We start from the raw sequence: 19,681 nt of genomic DNA on the forward strand, positions 1-19,681 counted from the left end.
GGCCAGCAACGCCCGGGTCTTCAATAATTCGCGATAACGGTTTTGAGGAAGACGGGCGCCGCAGCGTGTTGCTGACGCGATTGCAAGATCTTGTCGCCTGGGGCCGCAAGAATTCGGTCTGGCCTTACAACTTTGGCCTCTCGTGTTGTTATGTGGAAATGGCGACCAGCTTCACCAGCAAGTATGACCTTGCCCGCTTTGGCTCCGAAGTTATCCGCGCCTCTCCTCGCCAAGCCGACCTGATCGTTATTTCCGGTACGGTTTTTATCAAAATGGCGCCCGTCCTCCAGCGGCTTTACGATCAGATGCTTGAACCGCGCTGGGTTATTTCGATGGGCTCATGCGCGAATTCGGGTGGAATGTATGACATTTACAGCGTGGTGCAGGGTGTAGATCGATTCCTCCCCGTGGATGTTTATGTTCCGGGTTGCCCGCCTCGGCCTGACGCATTCATGCAGGGACTGAACTTGCTTCAGGACGCAATCGGCAAGGAAAAGCGTCCGTTGAGCTGGGTGATTGGTCCGCAGGGGATCGAGCGACCGGCTGAGGAATCGCAGCGGGATCTCAAGCGTTCCGGCCGAATGTGCGCCACCACCCTGCGCAGTCCCGACGAGGTACAAAAGTGAGCGCAGCCTCCAGCCTTGCCCCACAGCGGTATATGCAGGACATGGGCGGTGCATCGAACGCTTCAGATGTACTGGAAGAACTGAAGAACCGCTTTGGCCCCCCTGGCACTGATAACCCAGGAGGGCCAATGGGTGTAGTGCAAAAAACCGGCGATGACCTTCCCACGCAATGGGTCTCCAGGAACAGGGTACATGAGGTTCTGCACTACCTGAAACTGAAAGCGGAGCGGCCTTACCGCATGCTGTACGACCTGACCGCGATTGACGAACGCACACGCGTACACCGGGAAGACCAGCCGGCAAGCCGGTTCACTGTCATCTATCACCTGCTGTCGTTCGAGCGTAATGCGGACGTGTGCCTCAAGGTCGCGCTCACCGATACTGATCTTCGGATGCCCACCATTACCGATATCTGGCCTGCGGCAAACTGGTACGAGCGTGAGATATGGGACATGTTCGGGATCGTCTTCGACGGACACCCGCACCTGCGTCGAATTTTGTTACCTCCCTGGTGGCAGGGTCACGCCCTGCGCAAGGATCATCCGGCTCGCGCGACGGAGATGGAACCATTCCATTTGTCCACGGAGAAGGAGGAGGCTGAGCAGGAGACACTGCGTTTTCATCCTGAAGAATGGGGAATGCGGCGCACACATGACGGCACCGATTTCATGTTCCTCAACCTGGGGCCGAACCATCCAAGCGTGCATGGCGTATTTCGCATTGTGCTGCAGCTCGACGGCGAGGAAATCATCGATGCTGTGCCAGAGATCGGCTTTCACCACCGGGGAGCAGAAAAGATGGGTGAGCGCCAATCATGGCATACCTATATTCCCTACACCGACCGCATCGATTACCTGGGAGGGGTCATGAACAACCTTCCCTATGTGCTGGCCGTGGAGAAACTGGCAGGCATTGAAGTGCCCGATCGGGTAAAGGTGATGCGCGTGATGATGGCAGAATTTTTTCGCATTGCAAGCCATCTGGTGTTCTATGGGACTTTTACCCAGGATCTGGGCGCGCTTTCCCCGGTATTTTTCATGTTCACCGACCGCGAACGGGTATTCGATGTCGTGGAAGCCATCTGCGGGGGGCGAATGCATCCGAGCTGGTATCGCATCGGCGGTGTGGCCCAGGACTTGCCTAATGGATGGGATAGGATGGTGCGGGATTTCCTGGATTATATGCCTGCAAGGCTGGATGAGTATGACAAGATTGCTGTGGGCAACCGCATCCTGAAAGCCCGGACGCGTGGCGTCGGCGGTTATTCGATAGATGAGGCGATCGAATGGGGCGTGACCGGCCCCAATCTGCGCGCCTGCGGCTTCGAATGGGATTTCCGCAAGGCGCGGCCCTATTCGGGCTACGATCAGTTCGAGTTCGATGTGCCCACCGGCCAGCATGGCGATTGCTATGACCGCTGTGCCGTTCGTGTCCAGGAAATCCGCCAGAGCCTGCGCATCATCGATCAGTGCCTGGAAAACATGCCCGCCGGGGCGCATAAAGCGGATCATCCGCTCACCACGCCGCCCCTCAAGAAGCATACCTTGCATGACATCGAAACGCTCATCGATCATTTCCTGGGTGTGAGCTGGGGACCTGTCATTCCTCCGGGGGAAGCATTCGTAGGCATCGAGGCGACCAAGGGAAACAACGGCTATTACCTGATTAGCGACGGCAATACCACGGCTTATCGGGTGCGTATCCGAACACCTTCCTTTCCGCACCTGCAAATGATTCCTTTGATCAGCCGTGGACTGATGATTTCGGATTTGATCGCCATTCTGGGCAGCATCGATTTTGTCATGGCGGACGTGGATCGCTGATGGATGGCTGAGGGGGATATTGAGAGGAAACAATGCTGAGCGAGCAGGAGAGGAAAGAAATAGAAGCACATGCGCGGCACTACCCGAATAATCGGGCGGTATGCATCGAGGCACTCAAGATCGTGCAGCAGCATCGCGGCTGGGTATCGAATGAGGGGATTGCCGACGTGGCCGAGGCGTTGCAGATGAAGCCGGCCGAACTGGAGAGCGTTGCAACCTTCTACAACATGATTTTCCGCAAGCCGGTAGGCAAGCACGTCATTTTGCTATGCGACAGCGTCAGTTGCTGGATCATGGGTTATGAACGCTTGCGCCAGCACCTGGGAGACAGGTTGGGTATCAGGCCGGGCCAGACCACCGCCGACGGGCGCTTCACGCTGTTGCCGAACGTGTGCCTGGGCGCCTGCGATCATGCTCCTGTCATGATGGTGGATGACGCGCATTACCAGGACCTGGATCCCGCCAGGATCGATCAGATTCTGGCAAGTTATCAACAGGAAGAAGAAAAATCGACCGATGGAAACACCGCTGACGCATAACATTTCACCGGGCAGGGAACCTCCGGATCTTGCGCAGTACGAGAAGGCCGGAGGTTATGGCGCGCTGCGCAAGGCGCTCGGTATGGCGCCGGCGGAAATTCAGGCAGCGGTCAAGGAATCCAACCTGCGCGGCCGTGGCGGAGCGGGGTTTCCAACTGCACAGAAATGGAGTTTTGTGCCGATGGGCGATGATGCGCCGCGGCCCAAGTATCTCGTTTGCAATGCCGACGAGATGGAGCCGGGTACATTCAAGGATCGTATGTTGCTCGAGGGAGACCCCCATCAGTTGATCGAAGGCATTATCATCAGCGCCTATGCGATCCAGGCCGATGTGGCTTACGTATTTCTGCGCTGGGCCTACAAACTGGCGGCCCGGCGCGTGGAGCGCGCAATCGTTGAAGCATACCGCCACGGCTACCTGGGTAAAAATATCCTGGGCTCGGCTTACAGTCTGGAGATGCACCTGCACGTCAGTGCGGGACGCTACATATGCGGAGAGGAGACCGCGCTGCTCAATGCCCTCGAAGGCAAGCGCGCCAACCCACGGGCCAAACCTCCCTATCCCCAGGTGAGTGGCCTGTGGGGAAAGCCTACCATTGTCAATAGCGTGGAAACCTTGTGCAACGTTCCGCATATCGTGAAGCAGGGGGCCGAATGGTTCAGGAGCCTGAGCCGCAGCGACGACGGCGGAACGAAGCTGTATGGGGCAAGCGGGAGAGTGAAGAACCCGGGATTATGGGAATTGCCCATGGGCACTCCTCTGCGCGAGATTCTGGAAGAGCATGCGGGCGGCATGCGTGACGGCTATCAGTTTCGCGGGGTGCTGCCGGGTGGCGCTTCGACTGATTTTGTTACTGCCGAGCACCTCGACGTGGCGATGGATTTCGATTCGGTGCAGAAGGCCGGCAGCCGCCTCGGCACCGGCACCATGATCATCCTTGATGACAAGACCTGCCCCGTTGGCATGCTGCTCAATCTGGAACATTTCTTCGCCCAGGAATCATGCGGCTGGTGCACCCCGTGCTGGTCGGGGCTTTCCTGGATCGAACAGATATTGCAGGACATGGAGGAGGGTCGCGGCCGGGCTTCCGACCTTGAATTGCTGGAATCCCATACGCGCCTCCTGGGTCCCGGACATACTTTTTGTGCGCTTGCCCCCGGAGCGGCCGAGCCCCTGCAAAGCGGCCTCAAGTATTTCCGTGATGATTTCGAGCGCCATATCCATGAGAAACGCTGTCCCTGGAGCCCGACGTGAAAGGTGAAACAGGAAATACAGCGAGGCTGGCAAGACGAATGTGATGACGACCATTCATATCGACAATCGTCCCTATCCTGCCAAAGAGGGTGAGAATTTATTGCAGGAGTGCCTGTCGCTGGGATTCAACCTGCCTTATTTCTGCTGGCACCCTGCGCTCGGCTCGGTAGGCGCATGCCGCCAGTGCGCAATCAAGCAGTTCAAGAACGAGGAAGACAAGCACGGCAAGATTGTCATGGCGTGCATGACTGCTGCGAAAGACGGAATCCGGATTTCCATCGATGATCCCGAAGCGCAGGAATTTCGCGCGAGTGTGGCGGAATGGCTGATGGTGAATCACCCGCACGATTGCCCGGTGTGTGACGAGGGCGGCGAATGCCATCTGCAGGACATGACGGTCATGAATGGGCATGTCTACCGCCGCTACCATGGCCGCAAGCGCACCTTCCACAACCAGGACCTCGGGCCGCTGGTCAACCACGAGATGAATCGCTGCATACAATGCTATCGCTGCACGCGGTTTTATCGTGAGTATGCCGGCGGTCGGGACCTGGATGCACTGGTGCTGCGCAACCAGGTCTACTTCGGCCGCCATCAGGATGGCGTTCTCGAAAACGAGTTCAGCGGCAACCTGGTGGAGGTTTGCCCTACCGGGGTTTTTACTGACAAGACACTGAAGCGGCACTATACGCGCAAGTGGGATTTGCAAACGGCGCCCTCGGTGTGTGTCCACTGCGGGCTGGGTTGCAACACCATTCCCGGCGAGCGTTACGGCATGTTGCGGCGCATCCGCAACCGCTTCAACGGTGCGGTAAACGGTTATTTCCTGTGTGACCGCGGGCGCTACGGTTACGAGTTTGTCAACAGCAGGCGCCGGATCAGGCAACCCCTGTTGCGTAAAAACAGAACCCAACCCCTGCAACCTGCCAGCAAGCGCGATGCACTTCAGCATCTGGGCGAAATGCTATCCGGCAGGGCTCGGGCGATCGGCATCGGTTCACCGCGCGCGTCACTCGAAGCCAATTTTGCGTTGCGCGCCCTCGTTGGAGGCGAGCGGTTTTATCTCGGAATATCTGAAAGGGATTCCCGCCTGCTTGCCTCCGTTCTGGATATTTTAAAGAAAGGCCCTGCCCGCACTCCCTCGTTGCATGAAGTGGAGTTGGCGGATGCGGTGCTGGTATTGGGTGAGGATGTGGCCAATACTGCCCCGCGGCTCGGGCTGGCCCTGCGGCAGTCGGTGCGCCGGCAACCGGAAAAGATGGCAAAAAAAACGGGTATCCCGCTCTGGAATGATCACGCGGTGCGTGAGGCGATGCAGGAAGAGCATGGGCCATTGTTTATTGCCACCCTGGCGAATACCCGGCTCGATGATATTGCCACCCGCACCTTCCGGGGGCCTCCCGCTGAATTAGCCCGGCTGGGTCTCGCAATAGCGCATGCGCTCGATCCGATTGCGCCGCAAGTACCGGGCTTATCCGACACGGCACAAACATTGGCAGATGCAATTGCCGAAAAGCTGAAGGCAGCAGAGCGTCCCCTGGTCATTTCCGGCATAGGTTGCGGGGACAAGGCCATCGTCGAGGCAGCGGCCAATGTGACATGGGCGCTTTGCAATCTGGGCCGCCCTGCCGAGCTCTGCTACGTAGTTCCCGAATGTAACAGTCTGGGTGCCACGATGCTCGGCGGCGGCAGTCTCGAAACCGCACTGGAAGCGATGAATGATGCTGCTGCGGATATTCTCGTCATTCTCGAAAATGATCTTTATCGGCGGGCGGATGCTGCCTTGGTTGATCGGCTTCTCGCGGTCGCGCGGCACATCGTGATGATCGATCACATCGAGCATGCGACCAGCGCGAAGGCTGATGTGGTGCTGCCGGCAGCGGCCTTTGCCGAAGCCGATGGCACCCTTGTGAATAACGAAGGGCGGGCACAGCGGTTCTTTCAGGTATTTGTGCCCAAGGAGGAGATCGAAGGTGACATCAGGGGCGATACTGCACGCGATATTCCCGGCGATATCCAGGAAAGCTGGCGCTGGATACGGGACATCATGCTTGCAGACCCCGGGGATGAAGGGCAGTGGTCAAGCCTGGATGATGTCACGGCTGCCTGCGCCGCAGCGATTCCCTCCCTGGAACCCATTTTACGCGCCGCCCCCTCGGCGGCTTTCCGCATGGATGGACAGAAGATTCCGCGGGAGTCCCATCGTTATAGCGGGCGCACTGCCATGAACGCCAATGTAAGCATCCACGAACCCGAACAACCGCAGGACCCCGATACAGCCCTGGCATTTTCGATGGAAGGCTATCCTGGTCATCCTCCGCCGTCGCTTATTCCCCGGTTTTGGGCACCCGGCTGGAATTCAATACAGGCGTTAAACAAATTCCAGGACGAAGTGGGGGGGGCGCTTTCCGGGGGCGATCCAGGCGAGCGCCTGATCGAGCCAATGCCCCAAGCGGGGAAAAAAGCCGCTTATTTTGAAAATATGCCCGCCGGCTTCGAGCCGCGCGCGGACGAATGGCTCCTGTTGCCGTTGCATCACATCTTTGGTTCGGAGGAGTTGAGCATCCTCGCGCCCGGCATCGCCGAGCTCGGTGCCCAGCCCTATCTCGCGCTCAACCCGGAGGATGCGGATGCTCTCGAATTGGCTGCCGGGGATGAGGTGCAGTTGCGTTTGAAGGCGCAGGGGGATGCGCAGGTGGATGTTACGCGAGAGGACTCGGCGAACACCGCCGCCACCGAAATTTTCCGGCTGCCGCTGCGCTTCAAGCCTGAGCTGTTGCCCGGTACTGCGGGACTCCCTGTCGGCCTGACAGGTATGGGTCATCTTGCGGGAGTCGTCTTGCCGGCATGGGGCGAACTCAAGAAGGTGTAAAGGGGAAAGGTGGGGAAGGGAAAGCAAATGGAAGGATAGATAGAGGAAAGAAGCCACGAATGGATTTAGCCATGAGTAGTGGAGTCAGCCATGAATGAGTGGACCCCCATCTGGGTGAACCTGATTTTGATCCTGGCCGTCTTGTTTGCTTTCGCGGCGATGCTGTCCTGGATCGAGCGCCGCCTGCTCGGCTTGTGGCAGGATCGCTATGGGCCCAACCGAGTAGGGCCGTTCGGGGTTCTGCAAATTGTCGCCGATTCGATCAAGCTTCTTACCAAGGAGGACTGGATACCTCCCTTTGCAGATAGGGCGGTGTTCGTGCTGGCGCCGGCAATCGTTGCCGTCACCACGCTGCTTGCGTTTGCCGTCGTACCCATTGCGCCCGGCATCGGCGTGGTCGATCTGAACATCGGAGTTTTGTTTTTTCTTGCCATGTCTTCGCTGGGCGTCTATAGCATCGTGCTGGGCGGATGGGCGTCCAACAGCAAATATCCGCTGCTCGGGGGATTGCGCGCCGCCGCCCAGATGTTGAGCTACGAGGTCTTCATGGGCTTGGCGCTCATGGGTGTTGTCATGCTTGCAGGTTCATTCAACCTGCGCGATATCGTTGCCGCGCAGGAAAACCTCTGGTTCTGCATTCCCCAGATCCTGGGCTTGGCAACTTTTGCCGTTGCCGGCATTGCTGAGGCGCGCAGGCTGCCTTTCGATCTGCCCGAGTCGGAGAACGAACTGGTCGCAGGCTTTCATACCGAATATTCCAGCATGAAGTTCGGGCTGTTTTTCATTGGCGAATACGTCGGGATCACCCTTATCTCAGCAATGATCGTCACATTATTCTTCGGGGGGTGGCTGGGACCCGTGCTGCCTCCACTCGCCTGGTTTCTGCTCAAGACTTTTATCGTCATCATCTGCTTCGTCCTGCTGCGGGCGGCATTGCCACGCCCCCGTTACGATCAGCTGATGACCTACGGCTGGAAAGTCATGCTGCCAGTCACGCTGGTCAATTTGTTGCTCACCGGCGCAGTCGTATTGTCAGTGGCATAACTGCTCATATAGCTTCGGGAGAAGATTATGTGGAATTCTCTGAAGACAATGTGGATCGTTTTTCTGCACATGTTCCGCCGCCGGGTAACCATTCAATACCCCGACGAAATGCCTAATATCCCGCCGCGCTGGCGCGGACGCATCATTCTGAGCCGCGATCCGGATGGTGAGGAGCGCTGCGTCGCATGCTACCTCTGCGCGGCAGCCTGTCCAGTGGATTGCATCGCGCTTCAGGCCACCGAAGATGAACACGAACGCCGTTACCCCGAGTTCTTTCGCATCAATTTTTCGCGCTGCATTTTTTGTGGATTTTGCGAAGAAGCCTGTCCTACCGACGCAATCCAGCTTACGCCGGACTTTGAAATGGGCGAATACAACCGGAAAAACCTGGTGTATGAAAAAGAGGATCTGTTGATCGATGGTACCGGCAAATACCCCGGCTATAACTTCTATCGGGTGGCGGGAGTCGCAATCGGAGGAAAAAACAAGGGCGGGGCCGAGAATGAAGCTCCTCCGGTAGACCCGCATTCGCTGCTGCCTTGATCCGTACCTTTGATTACTGATTCAGGAGGAGGTTATGGAAGCGACATTCTATTTGTCCGGGGCGGTTGCGGTCGCAGCCACCCTGATGGTCGTTACGCGGGCGAGCGCCGTACATGCATTGCTCTACCTGATCGTGTCCCTGCTTGCCGTGGCGATCATCTTTTTTGTGCTGGGGGCTCCGTTTGCCGCCGCATTGGAGGTCATCATTTACGCAGGCGCTGTCATGGTGCTGTTCGTGTTCGTGATCATGATGCTCAACCTCGGCAAAGCCGCTGCGGTCAAGGAACGGGAATGGTTGAGCCCCGGCATGTGGGTGGGGCCCTCCATACTGTCGGCATTGCTCCTGGCAGAACTGATTTATATCCTTGTCCAGAATATACAGGATGTGCAGGGCGTATATGATGGCACTGCGATCTCCACCAGGGCGGTGGTCGATTCGAAAGAAATTGGCATCGCGCTCTTCGGGCCTTATCTCCTCGGTGTCGAGCTGGCATCGCTCCTGCTGCTGGCGGGATTGGTCGGCGCCTGTCATCTCGGCTGGCACACCGGGATGCGGTCCGGTACGCATTCGGCATCCCGTTCGGACGGAGTGCGGTCATGATTACGTCTGAGACTGCATCCGTCGCTACCGCGACCGTGGCCGCCATTCCCATGCATCATGGCCTGCTGCTGGCTGCAATCCTCTTCGCGCTGGGAATGATCGGCATTCTTGTACGGCGCAACCTGATTTTTATCCTGATGTCGATCGAGATCATGCTGAATGCCGCTGGGCTTGCCTTCGTGGTGGCCGGTTCACACTGGACGCAGGCCGACGGGCAGGTGATGTTCATCTTTATCCTGTCAGTGGCGGCGGCCGAAGTCTCTGTTGGCCTGGCATTGCTGCTGCTGTTGCACCGCCGCTTCCAGACACTGGACGCCGATGCGGTAAGCAAGATGCGGGGATGATCCTAAGCCCGGCGGTTGGACAGGGAGGGAGTATGTTTTTTTGGGATTGCAGGGCAAGGCGCAACGACGCGGAATGGCTATTCCATTCCAAGGAGTTGCAACGCAGCCATGTACCGCAAAAAAGCATAATCTGCCCTGGAGCAAACTCACCAAAAAAGGTAAAGATCAAGTGTCGTAAAAAAATTTTGTAATCAGGGTGGTAACTGAAAATGAGCGATCAACTGCCAGGTTTAGGATAATATGCTGTCCCTGCTCTGGCTCATCCCCACGCTGCCTCTAGCCGGTTTCCTGCTGCTGGTGCTGGGTGGAAACCATCTGGGGCACCGCAGTATTGCGATGATTGGGACAGGATCGGTGGCGCTCTCGGCACTCGTTGCCATCCTGATCGGGATCGATTTCATCACTGCGCCGCCACCGGGTTTTGTTTTCCGGCAGGAAGCATGGACCTGGATCGCTGTGGCCGGTTTCTCGCCAGGGATTGTTTTTTATCTTGACGCGTTATCGCTGGTGATGGTCGTGGTCGTGACTGTCATCAGTTTCCTGATACACCTCTATTCCACAGAGTTCATGAGCGGCGATGAGGGCTATGCCCGCTTTTTCGCCTATATGAATCTCTTCGTCGGCTCGATGTGCATCCTGGTTCTTGCCGACAACCTGCTGTTTCTTTACCTGGGCTGGGAAGGAGTGGGACTTTGCAGCTACCTGCTGATCGGATTCTGGTATCGCGATCCTGCCAACGGGCGCGCGGCACGCAAAGCATTTATCGTGACCCGGGTCGGCGATACCGCCATGGCGATCGGCTTTTTTCTGCTGTTCACTCATCTGGGAACCCTTGATATCCAGCCGTTGATGCAGCGGGCGACGCAGGAGTGGCCGGTGGGGTCGGAACTCGCTATTCTCGCTGCAGCGCTTCTGCTTGGCGGTGCGGCAGGCAAATCTGCCCAACTCCCGCTACAGACGTGGCTGCCGGACGCAATGGCCGGCCCCACGCCGGTGAGCGCGCTGATGCATGCGGCGACCATGGTAACGGCAGGCGTATATCTGATTGCCCGCACGCACGCGCTCTTTGTGCTTGCGCCGGCAGTGCAGTTCGCGGTAGCAGCGGTCGGCGCGCTTACCCTGCTGCTGGCCGGGTTCAGCGCGCTCGCACAAAACGACATCAAGCGGGTACTGGCCTATTCGACCATCAGCCAGCTAGGTTATATGTTCCTTGCCCTGGGAGTAGGGGCTTGGTCAGCCGCCATCTTTCACCTCGTGACGCACGCTTTCTTCAAGGCTCTGCTGTTCCTGAGCGCGGGCGTGGTCATCATGAGCCTGCACGAGGAACATGATATTTTCCGGATGGGTGCATTGAGGAAAAAACTCCCCGTCACTTTCTGGACCTTTCTGATTGGCAGCGCCTCGCTTGCGGCACTGCCGCTCGTTACCGCGGGCTTCTATAGCAAGGATCTGATTCTTTGGCAGGCCTGGTCGTCGAGAGGAGGGAATCCATGGTTATGGGCCGCGGGATGGGGAGGTGCAATATTGACGGGCCTCTACATCTTTCGCGTAGTGTTTCTCGTCTTTTTTGGCGAAGCGAGGACTGTGGCGCCCCCCGAAATCCGCCGGCCAGGGCGGCGCATAACTGTACCGCTCATCGTTCTTGCAGCCTTTTCTGTGGTTGGCGGATGGATCGAAACTCCATCTTTTCTCGGAAATTTAACGCTGTTTTCCGATTTCATTCAGCATGCCCTGCCGCCGACTCAGGTTGTTCATGACAGTAAAAATGACGAAATCGTTCTGGAACTGCTCGCAATTGCTGCCTCTCTTGGCAGCATTGCGCTGGCGTACCTGCTGTTTTTGAGATATCCCGCCTTTCTCCATGGACTGATGCTGGTCCCGGCATTAGCAAGCATCCGGAAGCTCTGGCATTTTGGCTGGGGTTTCGACAGTTTTTATGAGTTCCTGTTCGTCCGGCCCTATCTCTGGCTTGCCCACGCCGATCAGCGTGACGTGATCGACGATCTCTACCGCATGTCCTTTTCATGCACACTCAGGTGTCTCCAGAAGATCAATCGGCACGACCTGATCGACAATCTCTACAGCGGCCTGGCTGGGCTTTGTCTGTTTTTCCATCGCACCTTGAGTGCAACGCAAAGCGGACAGGTACGCCGCTACGCGGCAGCGATTGCCGCCGGATCGATCGGCATTATATTCGTGGGGGTATTCGCATGGTCCTCGCTGCATTGATTTTCATCCCAATATCGGGCGGTTTGCTCGCATGGATGGCGGACCGGTGGCAGCCGGGTGCGGCAAAGTGGGTCGCCTTGGTCACGGCGGGTATCGAGTTCGTATTGACGATGGGACTTTGGCTGCAGTCTGCCAGCGCTATGGCTCTTCCCGCTCACGGGGGGTGGCTTGTCGAGACCCGGGCGGAATGGATTCCGCGTTTCGGAGTGAGCTTTCATCTGGCCGTGGATGGAACAAGCCTCATCCTGGTCGTGCTGACCGCTTTTCTGGGGATAGTATCGGTGGCATGTTCCTGGACGGAAATCCAGAAGCGTGTCGGATTCTTTTACTTCAACCTGCTATGGACTGTGGCAGGGGCGATCGGTGTATTCCTTGCGCTGGACCTGTTTCTGTTTTTCTTCTTTTGGGAGCTGATGCTGGTGCCGATGTATTTCCTGATCGGGATCTGGGGCCATGAGAATCGGCAGTATGCATCGATCAAGTTCTTCATTTTCGCGCAGGGGAGCGGCATGTTCATGCTGGTGGCAATTCTTGCGCTGGTATTCGTTCATTACCGCGGTACTGGAGTCCTGACATTCGATTATTTCGATCTGCTGAATGCCACCCTCTCTCCCTCCACCGAGTTGTGGATCATGCTCGGCTTTTTCATTGCGTTCGCAGTCAAGACCCCCATCGTGCCATTTCACACCTGGCTGCCGGATGCACATACCGAGGCGCCGACAGCAGGAAGCGTGATTCTTGCAGGAGTGCTGCTGAAAACAGGAGCCTACGGACTATTGCGTTTTATTGTTCCGCTATTTCCCGAGGCCGCGGCGTATTTTGCTCCGGTGGCGATGGTGCTGGGAGCAACCGGGGTTCTCTATGGCGCTTTCCTGGCGTTCGCCCAGACGGATTTCAAGCGCCTCGTGGCCTACACCAGCGTGAGTCACCTGGGGTTTGCAGTGCTCGGGATATTCGCCTGGAATCCCTGGTCGCTTGGGGGAGCCGTGATGCAGATGATCGCGCACGGCATCAGTACGGGGGCACTGTTTGTAATCGCTGGCATTTTGCAGGAGCGGACCCACACACGCGATATGCAGCGCTTTGAAGGCCTGTGGAGCGTCATGCCGCGCCTGGCGGCAATGGGATTGTTTTTTGCCATTGCCGCGCTTGGGCTGCCGGGAATGGGAAACTTCGTCGGGGAATTCCTGGTACTGATGGGATTATCCAGCAGCAGCAGCGTGCTGGCGTCCGCGGCGACCGTGGTATTTGTCGCCAGTGTCGTATATGCGCTTGCGCTGGTGCAGAAAACTTTTCATGGCGAGAACAAGCATGGTTGGCAACTACATGATCTGTCAGGCCGTGAAATGGCAACCCTGTTCTCAATGGCAGCCATTACCCTATGGCTGGGCCTGTATCCCCAGCCGGTCCTGAATGCCGCGCCAAACCCCGCAAACAGTCCGCCTGCGATTGCTGTTGCCCACCATGAGGTCAATGTGGAATGAATCCGATGCCCTCTGCACTACCCTCCGATTTTCTGCACGTGGACCTCGTGACCCTGTCGCCGCTCATTCTCCTTGCCGCAGCAGCGGTAGTGGTGATGCTGACCGCAGCCTTTTACCGTCATCCCCGACCGGTCATGATATTGACGCTCGCCGGACTGGTTCTGTCATTTATGGCATTGTTCCTGTCCCAAGGCACGGCGTCTTCTCAGGTCACAACTCTGCTGATACTGGATCAGTATGCATTGTTTTTTATCGGACTCATCGTTGTCGCGACCTTTGTCGTCGCGATATTGTGTTACCGCTACTTCGGCGGAGGCGAAAGCCGGCATGAAGCGCTTTACATCCTGTTACTGCTGGCTGCCCTTGGTGGAGGGGTTCTCGTGGCAAGCAGCCATTTTGCCTCGTTTCTCCTGGGTCTGGAACTGCTCAGCATTTCGCTGTTTGCATTGATCGCCTATCCACGGTTCACAGAGCATCCCCTCGAAGCAGGAATCAAGTACCTGATCCTCGCCGGATTCTCATCCGGGTTGCTCCTGTTCGGAATGGCGCTGGTTTATGCGCAGCTCGGGACGATGCAGTTTGTGAAAATCGGGACAATGCTTGCTGCGCCCGGCGCGGCGCTGGAACTCTATGGGTTGGCGGGGCTTGCGCTGATTGTAACCGGTGTCGGATTCAAACTGGCGCTGGTGCCCTTCCACATGTGGACTCCGGATGTATATGAAGGTGCGCCTGTGCCGATTACCGCGTTCATCGCCACTGCTTCAAAGGGCGCCATGCTTGTCCTGCTGCTGCGCTATTTCCTCATGGCAGGGGCGCACCAGTCGCATTCGATCACATTCGCATTGAGCCTGATTGCCGTCGCGACGATCCTGGTTGGCAATCTGCTCGCACTGTTACAGAATAACATCAAGCGGATTCTTGCCTATTCCTCGATTGCACAGCTTGGCTATCTGCTGGTCGGGTTTCTGGCCTTTGACCAGCTGGCAATCGAGGCGGTAGCTTATTTTCTGACAGCCTATTTCGTCACCATGCTGGGCGCCTTCGGTGTGGTAACGGTATTGTCCGAGGGGTTCAATGGCGGATCCGCTGGGGAATTCCATGATGCAGGGGAAAAGGATAGTGACAGGCTGGCAGATTATGCGGGTCTGTTCTGGCACAGACCGTGGCTGGCGGGAGTGTTTACCGCCATGCTGCTGTCGTTGGCCGGAATTCCCCTGACAATGGGTTTTATCGGGAAGTTCTATATAGTGACGGCCGGGGTGGAAGCCTCGTTATGGATGCCCGTGATTACCCTGGTTATCGGCAGCATCATCGGGCTGTTCTATTATATGCGCATTATCGCTGTGATGTATGGGTGGGGCCCTGAGGCAGCCGGTGAAGCAATCATGCTGCGCGCTGCTTCGCCCTCCTTTGCGGAAAGCGCGACGCTGGCAGCGCTGGCGTTATTGCTTATATGGCTTGGCATCTTTCCGGCTCAGCTTATCGGTGTGCTTGAAGGAGCGGGAGGAGGCTTGACCTGATTGCCGGTACTTCGTCTATTTGTCCCCATCTTGCTGTCTGCTTCACTGTCTGTCCTGTCGCCTGCCCTCTTTTTTGTCATTGAATGGCTGCGCAGGCATCCGCAGCCTCCATGAACTTCCGGTATCGCGCCAGCCACTGAAACGGAACAGGGAACTCGCAAGTACTCTGTCTTGCCGCATGTGCCGCCATAAGAGCACCCAACATGATCGACCGGCCGCAGCTGTCTCCGCCTGCGCGTATGTTGGTTTCGACTGCGCTTCGGTAATCGCTCGCAGTTTGCGCAATGTGGAAGACGACAGGCAGACCTTCCGTGACGTGACAGGCAGAACCGAAGCGTTGAGTTGCGCCGACACCATCCGGCTTGGACATTGAAAGTGCCTCTTCAAGCAGCGGCCGGAGCACGCTGCCTGCAAGCGGCAAAGCATGTGCCAGGGCTTGTGGCATCGGCATGCCATGCAAAAGGTTGAATAACGCTGCGGCAGAACATTGCGCGGCGGCGACCGCCGTTTCGTTATTGTTTGTTATGCGCACCACTTCATCGACCCGCGGCAGAAGTTCATCCAGTGTTCCTGCGTGTGCGGCCACCAGTGATGGGATCGCTGCCAGGGATGGATGCTGGTCGTCGTCCGGCCCGGAGGCCGCCGGGAAATCCCGCGGCTCCAAAGGTAACAATGTGCGCAGCGTGAGGCGAGTAGGGGAATCGATATACCCCACGTATTTCCCGCCCGGCCCGAAGCAGGCGCGATATTCGCTCTGATACTCGACCCGGTTGAACCGCCCGTGCCTTGCCAGATGCTTCAGCATCAGCAAGCAAACCTCTCCATAGGAGCTTGACTCGCCGGATGTCTTTCCGCCATGTGCAAAGTATCCCTTTACCCCGGCATAATTTGCCTCCTCCGGCTGCAGAAATACGAGGCCCCGTGGACCCCGAGCTGCTTCGATCTCCGCGATGCGGGCAGGATCATAAATCCAGTGTAGCCCGAGGGCAGCGCTGTCCGCTACCAAAGCGCCAAGAATCGCCTCACTGTTCAGACTCTTCATTCTTCATACCCTTTCAGGCTCCTGAGACCGGAAATCCGATACATCGCCGGATATCTATCGGCTGATCTCTTCTTCTACCGGCAACCGTCGGGCTTCATCTTCCAGCATGATGGGAATTCCATCCCGGATGGGGAATGCCAGCCTGTCGGCCTTGCAGATGAGTTCGTTTTCAGGCTTCCGGTACAGGAGCGGTGATTTGCATAGGGGGCATACCAGAATGTCGAGCAATTTCGGATCCATAATTCAGCCTCAATTTTAAGATTTCACCTCAATCGGTTGCTTCCAATAAGCCGAGCTTTCTGTTTTTCATCGGGCTCCCGGCGCTATTCCCGATTCCGGGTGGTGAAAGTGATACGATTATATCCCGCCATCCGCGCCGCCTCCATCACGGTGATAACCGACTGATGCGTTGCCTGGGCATCCGCGTTGATGACTATCACAGGATCCACCCGACTGCCAGCCGCGCTTCGTAATTCCTCCTGCAGTTGCACGACATTCCGAAACTGGAGAGGCATCCGGTTGATCATGTAGTTCCCTGTCGCGCTGACCGAGATATCGATGACATTCGACTGCTCGCTGGATTTTTCGGAGGAGGCTTGCGGCAAGGTGATTTCCAGTTCCGAAAACTTGGAATAAGTGGTGGTTATCATCAGAAAAATCAGGATGACAAGCAGCACGTCGATCATCGGGACCAGATTGATTTCAGGTTCTTCCTTGTTTCTGCCGCGCTGAAAATTCATGGCCGGGAGTTGGTGGAATACGGAAGCAGTGATAGAAGAAGCAGTTTCAGGTGTGCGGATTATGACGGATCAGGTAGCTGTTCCCAGTAATCAACCTTTTCTGTCGCCATGGATGATTTCCACCAGTTTCAATGCCTGCAGTTCCATCTCTACTACCAGCTCATCCACCTTGGCACGGAAATACCGGTAAAACATGATACTGGGAATGGCTACAAGGATGCCAAAAGCGGCATTATAAAGGGCTACGGAGATGCCATGCGCCAGTTGCGCCGGATTGTTTCCGCTGACAGGCGTGTTTGAGCCGAATATTTCGATCATGCCCACCAGTGTCCCCAGCAGACCCATCAACGGGCTTATGGAGCCGATCGTTCCCAGGGTGGTGAGATAGCGTTCCAGCTGATGGGCAACGGCACGACCGGCTTCTTCTATGGATTCTTTCATGACTTCCCGCGTACTGGTGTCATTTTTCAGTCCCGCAGAAAAAATCTGACCGAGGGGAGAATGCTTCTGGAGACGGGTGAGCATTTCGGAAGACACGCCCGCTTCGCGGTACTCACGCACGACCAGAGGCAAGAGATTCCGGGGTGCCACCACGTTGAGGCGCAGTGCCCAGATACGCTCGCCGATGATGGCTACCGCGACGATGGATGCCAGAATGATCGGCCAGATCGGCCAGCCGGCAGCTTGAATCAACGCGAACACGCGGGAGCCTCCTCGGTAAAAATACAGAAATCGAACCTGAATCAGAGTAGATCAGGTCTTCAGGAATCGTCTTAATGTAGCTTGCTGCTGTGATTTCAGCAAGGATGAAAGGTTTTTATTGTCCACAATTGCTGTGGATAAGTTTGTGGGTAATATGCAGATAGAGCCATTAAGTCGCCCTTCCATAACAACTTTTTCTGATTAGACTAATTTTTGAACTTATTACAATTCATTTTAAAACATGGGGTTATGTCATATCCGGATTTCATGCGGGTTGGCGCCGCATAATATGCTATTTTCGTGACAAGTGTGGATTATTGTAAAATGTCAAGATGAATCACGTTCTGGAAATGGGTTTCGAGCGGGCGGTCATGAGCGTAAGCGAATTGAACCGCAATGCCAAGGAGTTGCTGGAGCAGGCTTTTCCATTATCCTGGGTGGCTGGCGAGATCTCCAATATCAAGTGCTATGGCTCCGGCCACTGGTATTTTTCCCTGAAGGATGAGATTGCTCAGGTGCGCTGTGTCATGTTCCGGGAAAAAAACCAGTATCTTGATTGGCAGCCTCGGGATGGCATGCGGGTGGAAGTGCGCGCCCTGGTAACGCTATATCATGCGCGCGGCGATTTCCAACTGAACATCGAGACTATCCGCCACGCCGGACTCGGTTCGCTGTTTGAAGCTTTCGAGCAACTCAAGGCGAGGCTTGGAAAAGAGGGGTTGTTCGATTCTGAGCGCAAGAAACCATTGCCAGAGTTTCCAAAGCAGATCGGGATCATCACTTCTCCTGCCGCCGCGGCGCTGCATGATGTGCTGTCCACCTTGCAGCGGCGTATGCCTTCCGTGCCCATAATCGTTTATCCAACGATTGTTCAGGGCGCTGGCGCTTCAGTAAGGATCGCGGGCGCCATTCAAACCGCTGCAAGCCGGGCTGAGTGCGATGTACTGATACTGTGCCGCGGGGGTGGCTCTCTGGAAGATCTGTGGGCTTTCAACGAGGAGGTTGTGGCACGCGCAATCGCGGCTTGTTCCATTCCCATTGTCAGTGGAGTGGGTCACGAAACCGATTTTACCATTGCGGATTTTGTTGCGGATGTCCGCGCGCCCACGCCGACTGGCGCATCCCAGCTCGTGTGCCCGGATCGCGCAGAAGTGGCGAGATGCGGAGAAATTCTTCGTGGACGCATGTACCGCGCGATGCAACGGCGCATCGAAAGCCGGATGCAGCATACGGATATGCTGGGGTGCCGTCTGGTACATCCGGGAAAGCGCATCGAAGCACAACTGGCGCAGCTTGCGCGTTTGCGCGAACGCCTGGAAAGCGCATGGCTACGTCACGCGAAAGAGAGGCACTGGCGCTTGCGCGAGCTCCAGCAGCGCATGAAGATTGCCCGGCCCGACATCCCACGGCTGGAAGGGCGCCAGCAGCAACTCGGTCTACGCCTTCAGCGGGCGATCGCATCCCGGATTGAAACTCTCGGCATGCACTTGCAGCGCAGGGAAGCAAATCTTTCCCATCTGAATCCGGATTCCGTTCTGGCGCGAGGCTACAGTATTGCTTATACCTCCGATGGCACGGTATTGAGAAGAAATGATCAGGTCGATGTTGGCGATGTCATCCGCGTGACGTTTGCGAAAGGATGGAGCAAGGCGTCCGTGATGGAGAAGGGCGAGTAGCGGGAATGCGCCTGCAGGATCGCACTCCATGACCTTCCGCCGAGTCTGGACATTCAGCCAAGGGTGGTGCAGACTTGACCGTTGGCGGGATTGGATTGTGCAGAATCGCATCGAACTCCCGTTCTCCCGCAGGGGAGAGATAAGTTTTTCCCGGATAAAAAGACGTTATGGAGATAGTTGCCATTCAATTCCGTTTATATGTTTCTGCCACTGATCTCTGCCACTGAATCCTATCAGCTCTTTCCACAAAAATATGTCTCCAAAAATCTTTCTCACGCTGGGCGCAGTCAATGCATTTCTCTGCGTCGCTTTGGGTGCGTTCGGCGCGCACGGCCTGAAGCAGACGCTCTCCGCTGATATGCTGGCCGTATACCAGACCGGTGTGCAGTATCATTTTTATCATGCGCTCGGCCTTATCGCAGTGGGTCTCGTGCTGTTTCAGTTTCCCGCTTCCAAATGGGTGGCGTTATCCGGATGGCTGATGTGTGCCGGAATTGTTCTGTTTTCTGCCAGTCTTTATGCGCTGAGCCTCACGGGCATACGCGGACTTGGCGCCATCACCCCATTGGGCGGCGTGTCATTCCTCACAGCGTGGGCCCTGCTTGCCTACGGCTCGTGGACAGCAAGATAAACCCATTTTT

18 protein-coding genes are annotated in these 19,681 nt (G+C 56.6%); 14 read left to right on the forward strand and 4 right to left on the reverse strand.

Annotation, left to right across the window (positions count from 1 at the left end; genetic code table 11):
- Positions 1-26 precede the first annotated feature (26 nt).
- The 12 genes from NMUL_RS05345 (at position 27) to NMUL_RS05400 (ending at position 14,880) form a co-directional block, all read left to right on the forward strand.
- Positions 27-626 (forward strand): NuoB/complex I 20 kDa subunit family protein, encoded by a 600-nt coding sequence (locus NMUL_RS05345; protein ID WP_369596332.1) that lies wholly within the window; start codon positions 27-29, stop codon positions 624-626.
- On the forward strand, positions 623-2,449 hold the full coding sequence (gene nuoC / locus NMUL_RS05350) for an NADH-quinone oxidoreductase subunit C/D (protein WP_011380363.1): 1,827 nt from the start codon (positions 623-625) through the stop codon (positions 2,447-2,449). The genes NMUL_RS05345 and nuoC overlap by 4 nt, the downstream gene beginning before the upstream one ends.
- Positions 2,450-2,481: 32 nt before the next feature.
- The gene (gene nuoE, locus NMUL_RS05355; protein WP_011380364.1) at positions 2,482-2,988 is read left to right on the forward strand and encodes an NADH-quinone oxidoreductase subunit NuoE; all 507 of its coding nucleotides are present in this window, start codon (positions 2,482-2,484) and stop codon (positions 2,986-2,988) included.
- Positions 2,966-4,243 carry an NADH-quinone oxidoreductase subunit NuoF gene (gene nuoF / locus NMUL_RS05360; RefSeq protein ID WP_011380365.1) on the forward strand — a complete coding sequence of 426 codons (1,278 nt, stop codon included), beginning with the start codon at positions 2,966-2,968 and terminating at the stop codon, positions 4,241-4,243. The genes nuoE and nuoF overlap by 23 nt, the downstream gene beginning before the upstream one ends.
- Before the next feature lie 43 nt (positions 4,244-4,286).
- Positions 4,287-7,115: an NADH-quinone oxidoreductase subunit NuoG gene (gene nuoG / locus NMUL_RS05365; RefSeq protein ID WP_011380366.1), complete on the forward strand. Its 2,829-nt coding sequence runs from the start codon at positions 4,287-4,289 to the stop codon at positions 7,113-7,115.
- Positions 7,116-7,205: 90 nt separating this feature from the next.
- Positions 7,206-8,159 carry an NADH-quinone oxidoreductase subunit NuoH gene (nuoH, locus tag NMUL_RS05370; RefSeq protein ID WP_011380367.1) on the forward strand — a complete coding sequence of 318 codons (954 nt, stop codon included), beginning with the start codon at positions 7,206-7,208 and terminating at the stop codon, positions 8,157-8,159.
- Positions 8,160-8,186: 27 nt separating this feature from the next.
- Positions 8,187-8,702, forward strand: coding sequence for an NADH-quinone oxidoreductase subunit NuoI (gene nuoI, locus NMUL_RS05375; protein WP_011380368.1), 516 nt, complete (start codon positions 8,187-8,189; stop codon positions 8,700-8,702).
- Positions 8,703-8,736: 34 nt separating this feature from the next.
- On the forward strand, positions 8,737-9,303 hold the full coding sequence (gene nuoJ / locus NMUL_RS05380) for an NADH-quinone oxidoreductase subunit J (protein WP_011380369.1): 567 nt from the start codon (positions 8,737-8,739) through the stop codon (positions 9,301-9,303).
- The gene (gene nuoK / locus NMUL_RS05385; RefSeq protein WP_011380370.1) at positions 9,300-9,647 is read left to right on the forward strand and encodes an NADH-quinone oxidoreductase subunit NuoK; all 348 of its coding nucleotides are present in this window, start codon (positions 9,300-9,302) and stop codon (positions 9,645-9,647) included. Before nuoJ ends, nuoK begins: the two co-directional genes overlap by 4 nt.
- A gap of 240 nt (positions 9,648-9,887) precedes the next feature.
- The gene (nuoL, locus tag NMUL_RS05390) at positions 9,888-11,876 is read left to right on the forward strand and encodes an NADH-quinone oxidoreductase subunit L (RefSeq protein ID WP_011380371.1); all 1,989 of its coding nucleotides are present in this window, start codon (positions 9,888-9,890) and stop codon (positions 11,874-11,876) included.
- Positions 11,858-13,360: an NADH-quinone oxidoreductase subunit M gene (gene nuoM / locus NMUL_RS05395; RefSeq protein ID WP_011380372.1), complete on the forward strand. Its 1,503-nt coding sequence runs from the start codon at positions 11,858-11,860 to the stop codon at positions 13,358-13,360. Before nuoL ends, nuoM begins: the two co-directional genes overlap by 19 nt.
- Positions 13,357-14,880, forward strand: a complete 1,524-nt coding sequence (locus tag NMUL_RS05400; protein WP_011380373.1) for an NADH-quinone oxidoreductase subunit N — start codon at positions 13,357-13,359, stop codon at positions 14,878-14,880. Before nuoM ends, NMUL_RS05400 begins: the two co-directional genes overlap by 4 nt.
- Before the next feature lie 76 nt (positions 14,881-14,956).
- On the opposite strand, the gene NMUL_RS05405 is transcribed toward NMUL_RS05400, so the two are convergent.
- The 4 genes from NMUL_RS05405 to NMUL_RS05420 form a co-directional block, all read right to left on the reverse strand.
- The gene (locus tag NMUL_RS05405; protein ID WP_011380374.1) at positions 14,957-15,922 is read right to left on the reverse strand and encodes an ADP-ribosylglycohydrolase family protein; all 966 of its coding nucleotides are present in this window, start codon (positions 15,920-15,922) and stop codon (positions 14,957-14,959) included.
- Between the two features lie 54 nt (positions 15,923-15,976).
- Entirely contained in the window at positions 15,977-16,162 is a 186-nt protein-coding gene (locus NMUL_RS05410) for a Trm112 family protein (protein ID WP_011380375.1), read from the reverse strand.
- A gap of 83 nt (positions 16,163-16,245) precedes the next feature.
- Entirely contained in the window at positions 16,246-16,662 is a 417-nt protein-coding gene (locus NMUL_RS05415) for an ExbD/TolR family protein (protein WP_011380376.1), read from the reverse strand.
- A gap of 90 nt (positions 16,663-16,752) precedes the next feature.
- A complete protein-coding gene (locus NMUL_RS05420; RefSeq protein ID WP_011380377.1) occupies positions 16,753-17,364 on the reverse strand; it encodes a MotA/TolQ/ExbB proton channel family protein in 612 nt (203 codons plus the stop codon).
- Positions 17,365-17,696: 332 nt separating this feature from the next.
- On the opposite strand from NMUL_RS05420, the gene xseA reads away from it, so the two are divergent.
- Together xseA and NMUL_RS05430 are read left to right on the forward strand one after the other, a co-directional pair.
- A complete protein-coding gene (gene xseA / locus NMUL_RS05425) occupies positions 17,697-19,040 on the forward strand; it encodes an exodeoxyribonuclease VII large subunit (protein ID WP_011380378.1) in 1,344 nt (447 codons plus the stop codon).
- Between the two features lie 253 nt (positions 19,041-19,293).
- Complete coding sequence (locus tag NMUL_RS05430; RefSeq protein WP_011380379.1) at positions 19,294-19,671, forward strand: DUF423 domain-containing protein; 378 nt, start codon at positions 19,294-19,296, stop codon at positions 19,669-19,671.
- Positions 19,672-19,681: the final 10 nt, after the last annotated feature.

The organism is Nitrosospira multiformis ATCC 25196, from assembly GCF_000196355.1.
GTDB lineage: Bacteria > Pseudomonadota > Gammaproteobacteria > Burkholderiales > Nitrosomonadaceae > Nitrosospira > Nitrosospira multiformis.

What these genes read in the sequence shown, in the direction of transcription:
- nuoE (WP_011380364.1), top strand. Translation starts at nt 2,482, where the DNA reads ATGCTGAGCGAGCAGGAGAGGAAAGAAATAGAAGCACATGCGCGGCAC.
- nuoF (WP_011380365.1), top strand. Translation starts at nt 2,966, where the DNA reads ATGGAAACACCGCTGACGCATAACATTTCACCGGGCAGGGAACCTCCG.
- nuoG (WP_011380366.1), top strand. Translation starts at nt 4,287, where the DNA reads ATGACGACCATTCATATCGACAATCGTCCCTATCCTGCCAAAGAGGGT.
- nuoH (WP_011380367.1), top strand. Translation starts at nt 7,206, where the DNA reads ATGAATGAGTGGACCCCCATCTGGGTGAACCTGATTTTGATCCTGGCC.
- nuoI (WP_011380368.1), top strand. Translation starts at nt 8,187, where the DNA reads ATGTGGAATTCTCTGAAGACAATGTGGATCGTTTTTCTGCACATGTTC.
- nuoJ (WP_011380369.1), top strand. Translation starts at nt 8,737, where the DNA reads ATGGAAGCGACATTCTATTTGTCCGGGGCGGTTGCGGTCGCAGCCACC.
- nuoK (WP_011380370.1), top strand. Translation starts at nt 9,300, where the DNA reads ATGATTACGTCTGAGACTGCATCCGTCGCTACCGCGACCGTGGCCGCC.
- nuoL (WP_011380371.1), top strand. Translation starts at nt 9,888, where the DNA reads ATGCTGTCCCTGCTCTGGCTCATCCCCACGCTGCCTCTAGCCGGTTTC.
- nuoM (WP_011380372.1), top strand. Translation starts at nt 11,858, where the DNA reads ATGGTCCTCGCTGCATTGATTTTCATCCCAATATCGGGCGGTTTGCTC.
- NMUL_RS05400 (WP_011380373.1), top strand. Translation starts at nt 13,357, where the DNA reads ATGAATCCGATGCCCTCTGCACTACCCTCCGATTTTCTGCACGTGGAC.
- NMUL_RS05405 (WP_011380374.1), bottom strand. Translation starts at nt 15,922, where the DNA reads ATGAAGAGTCTGAACAGTGAGGCGATTCTTGGCGCTTTGGTAGCGGAC.
- NMUL_RS05410 (WP_011380375.1), bottom strand. Translation starts at nt 16,162, where the DNA reads ATGGATCCGAAATTGCTCGACATTCTGGTATGCCCCCTATGCAAATCA.
- NMUL_RS05415 (WP_011380376.1), bottom strand. Translation starts at nt 16,662, where the DNA reads ATGAATTTTCAGCGCGGCAGAAACAAGGAAGAACCTGAAATCAATCTG.
- xseA (WP_011380378.1), top strand. Translation starts at nt 17,697, where the DNA reads ATGAATCACGTTCTGGAAATGGGTTTCGAGCGGGCGGTCATGAGCGTA.
- NMUL_RS05430 (WP_011380379.1), top strand. Translation starts at nt 19,294, where the DNA reads ATGTCTCCAAAAATCTTTCTCACGCTGGGCGCAGTCAATGCATTTCTC.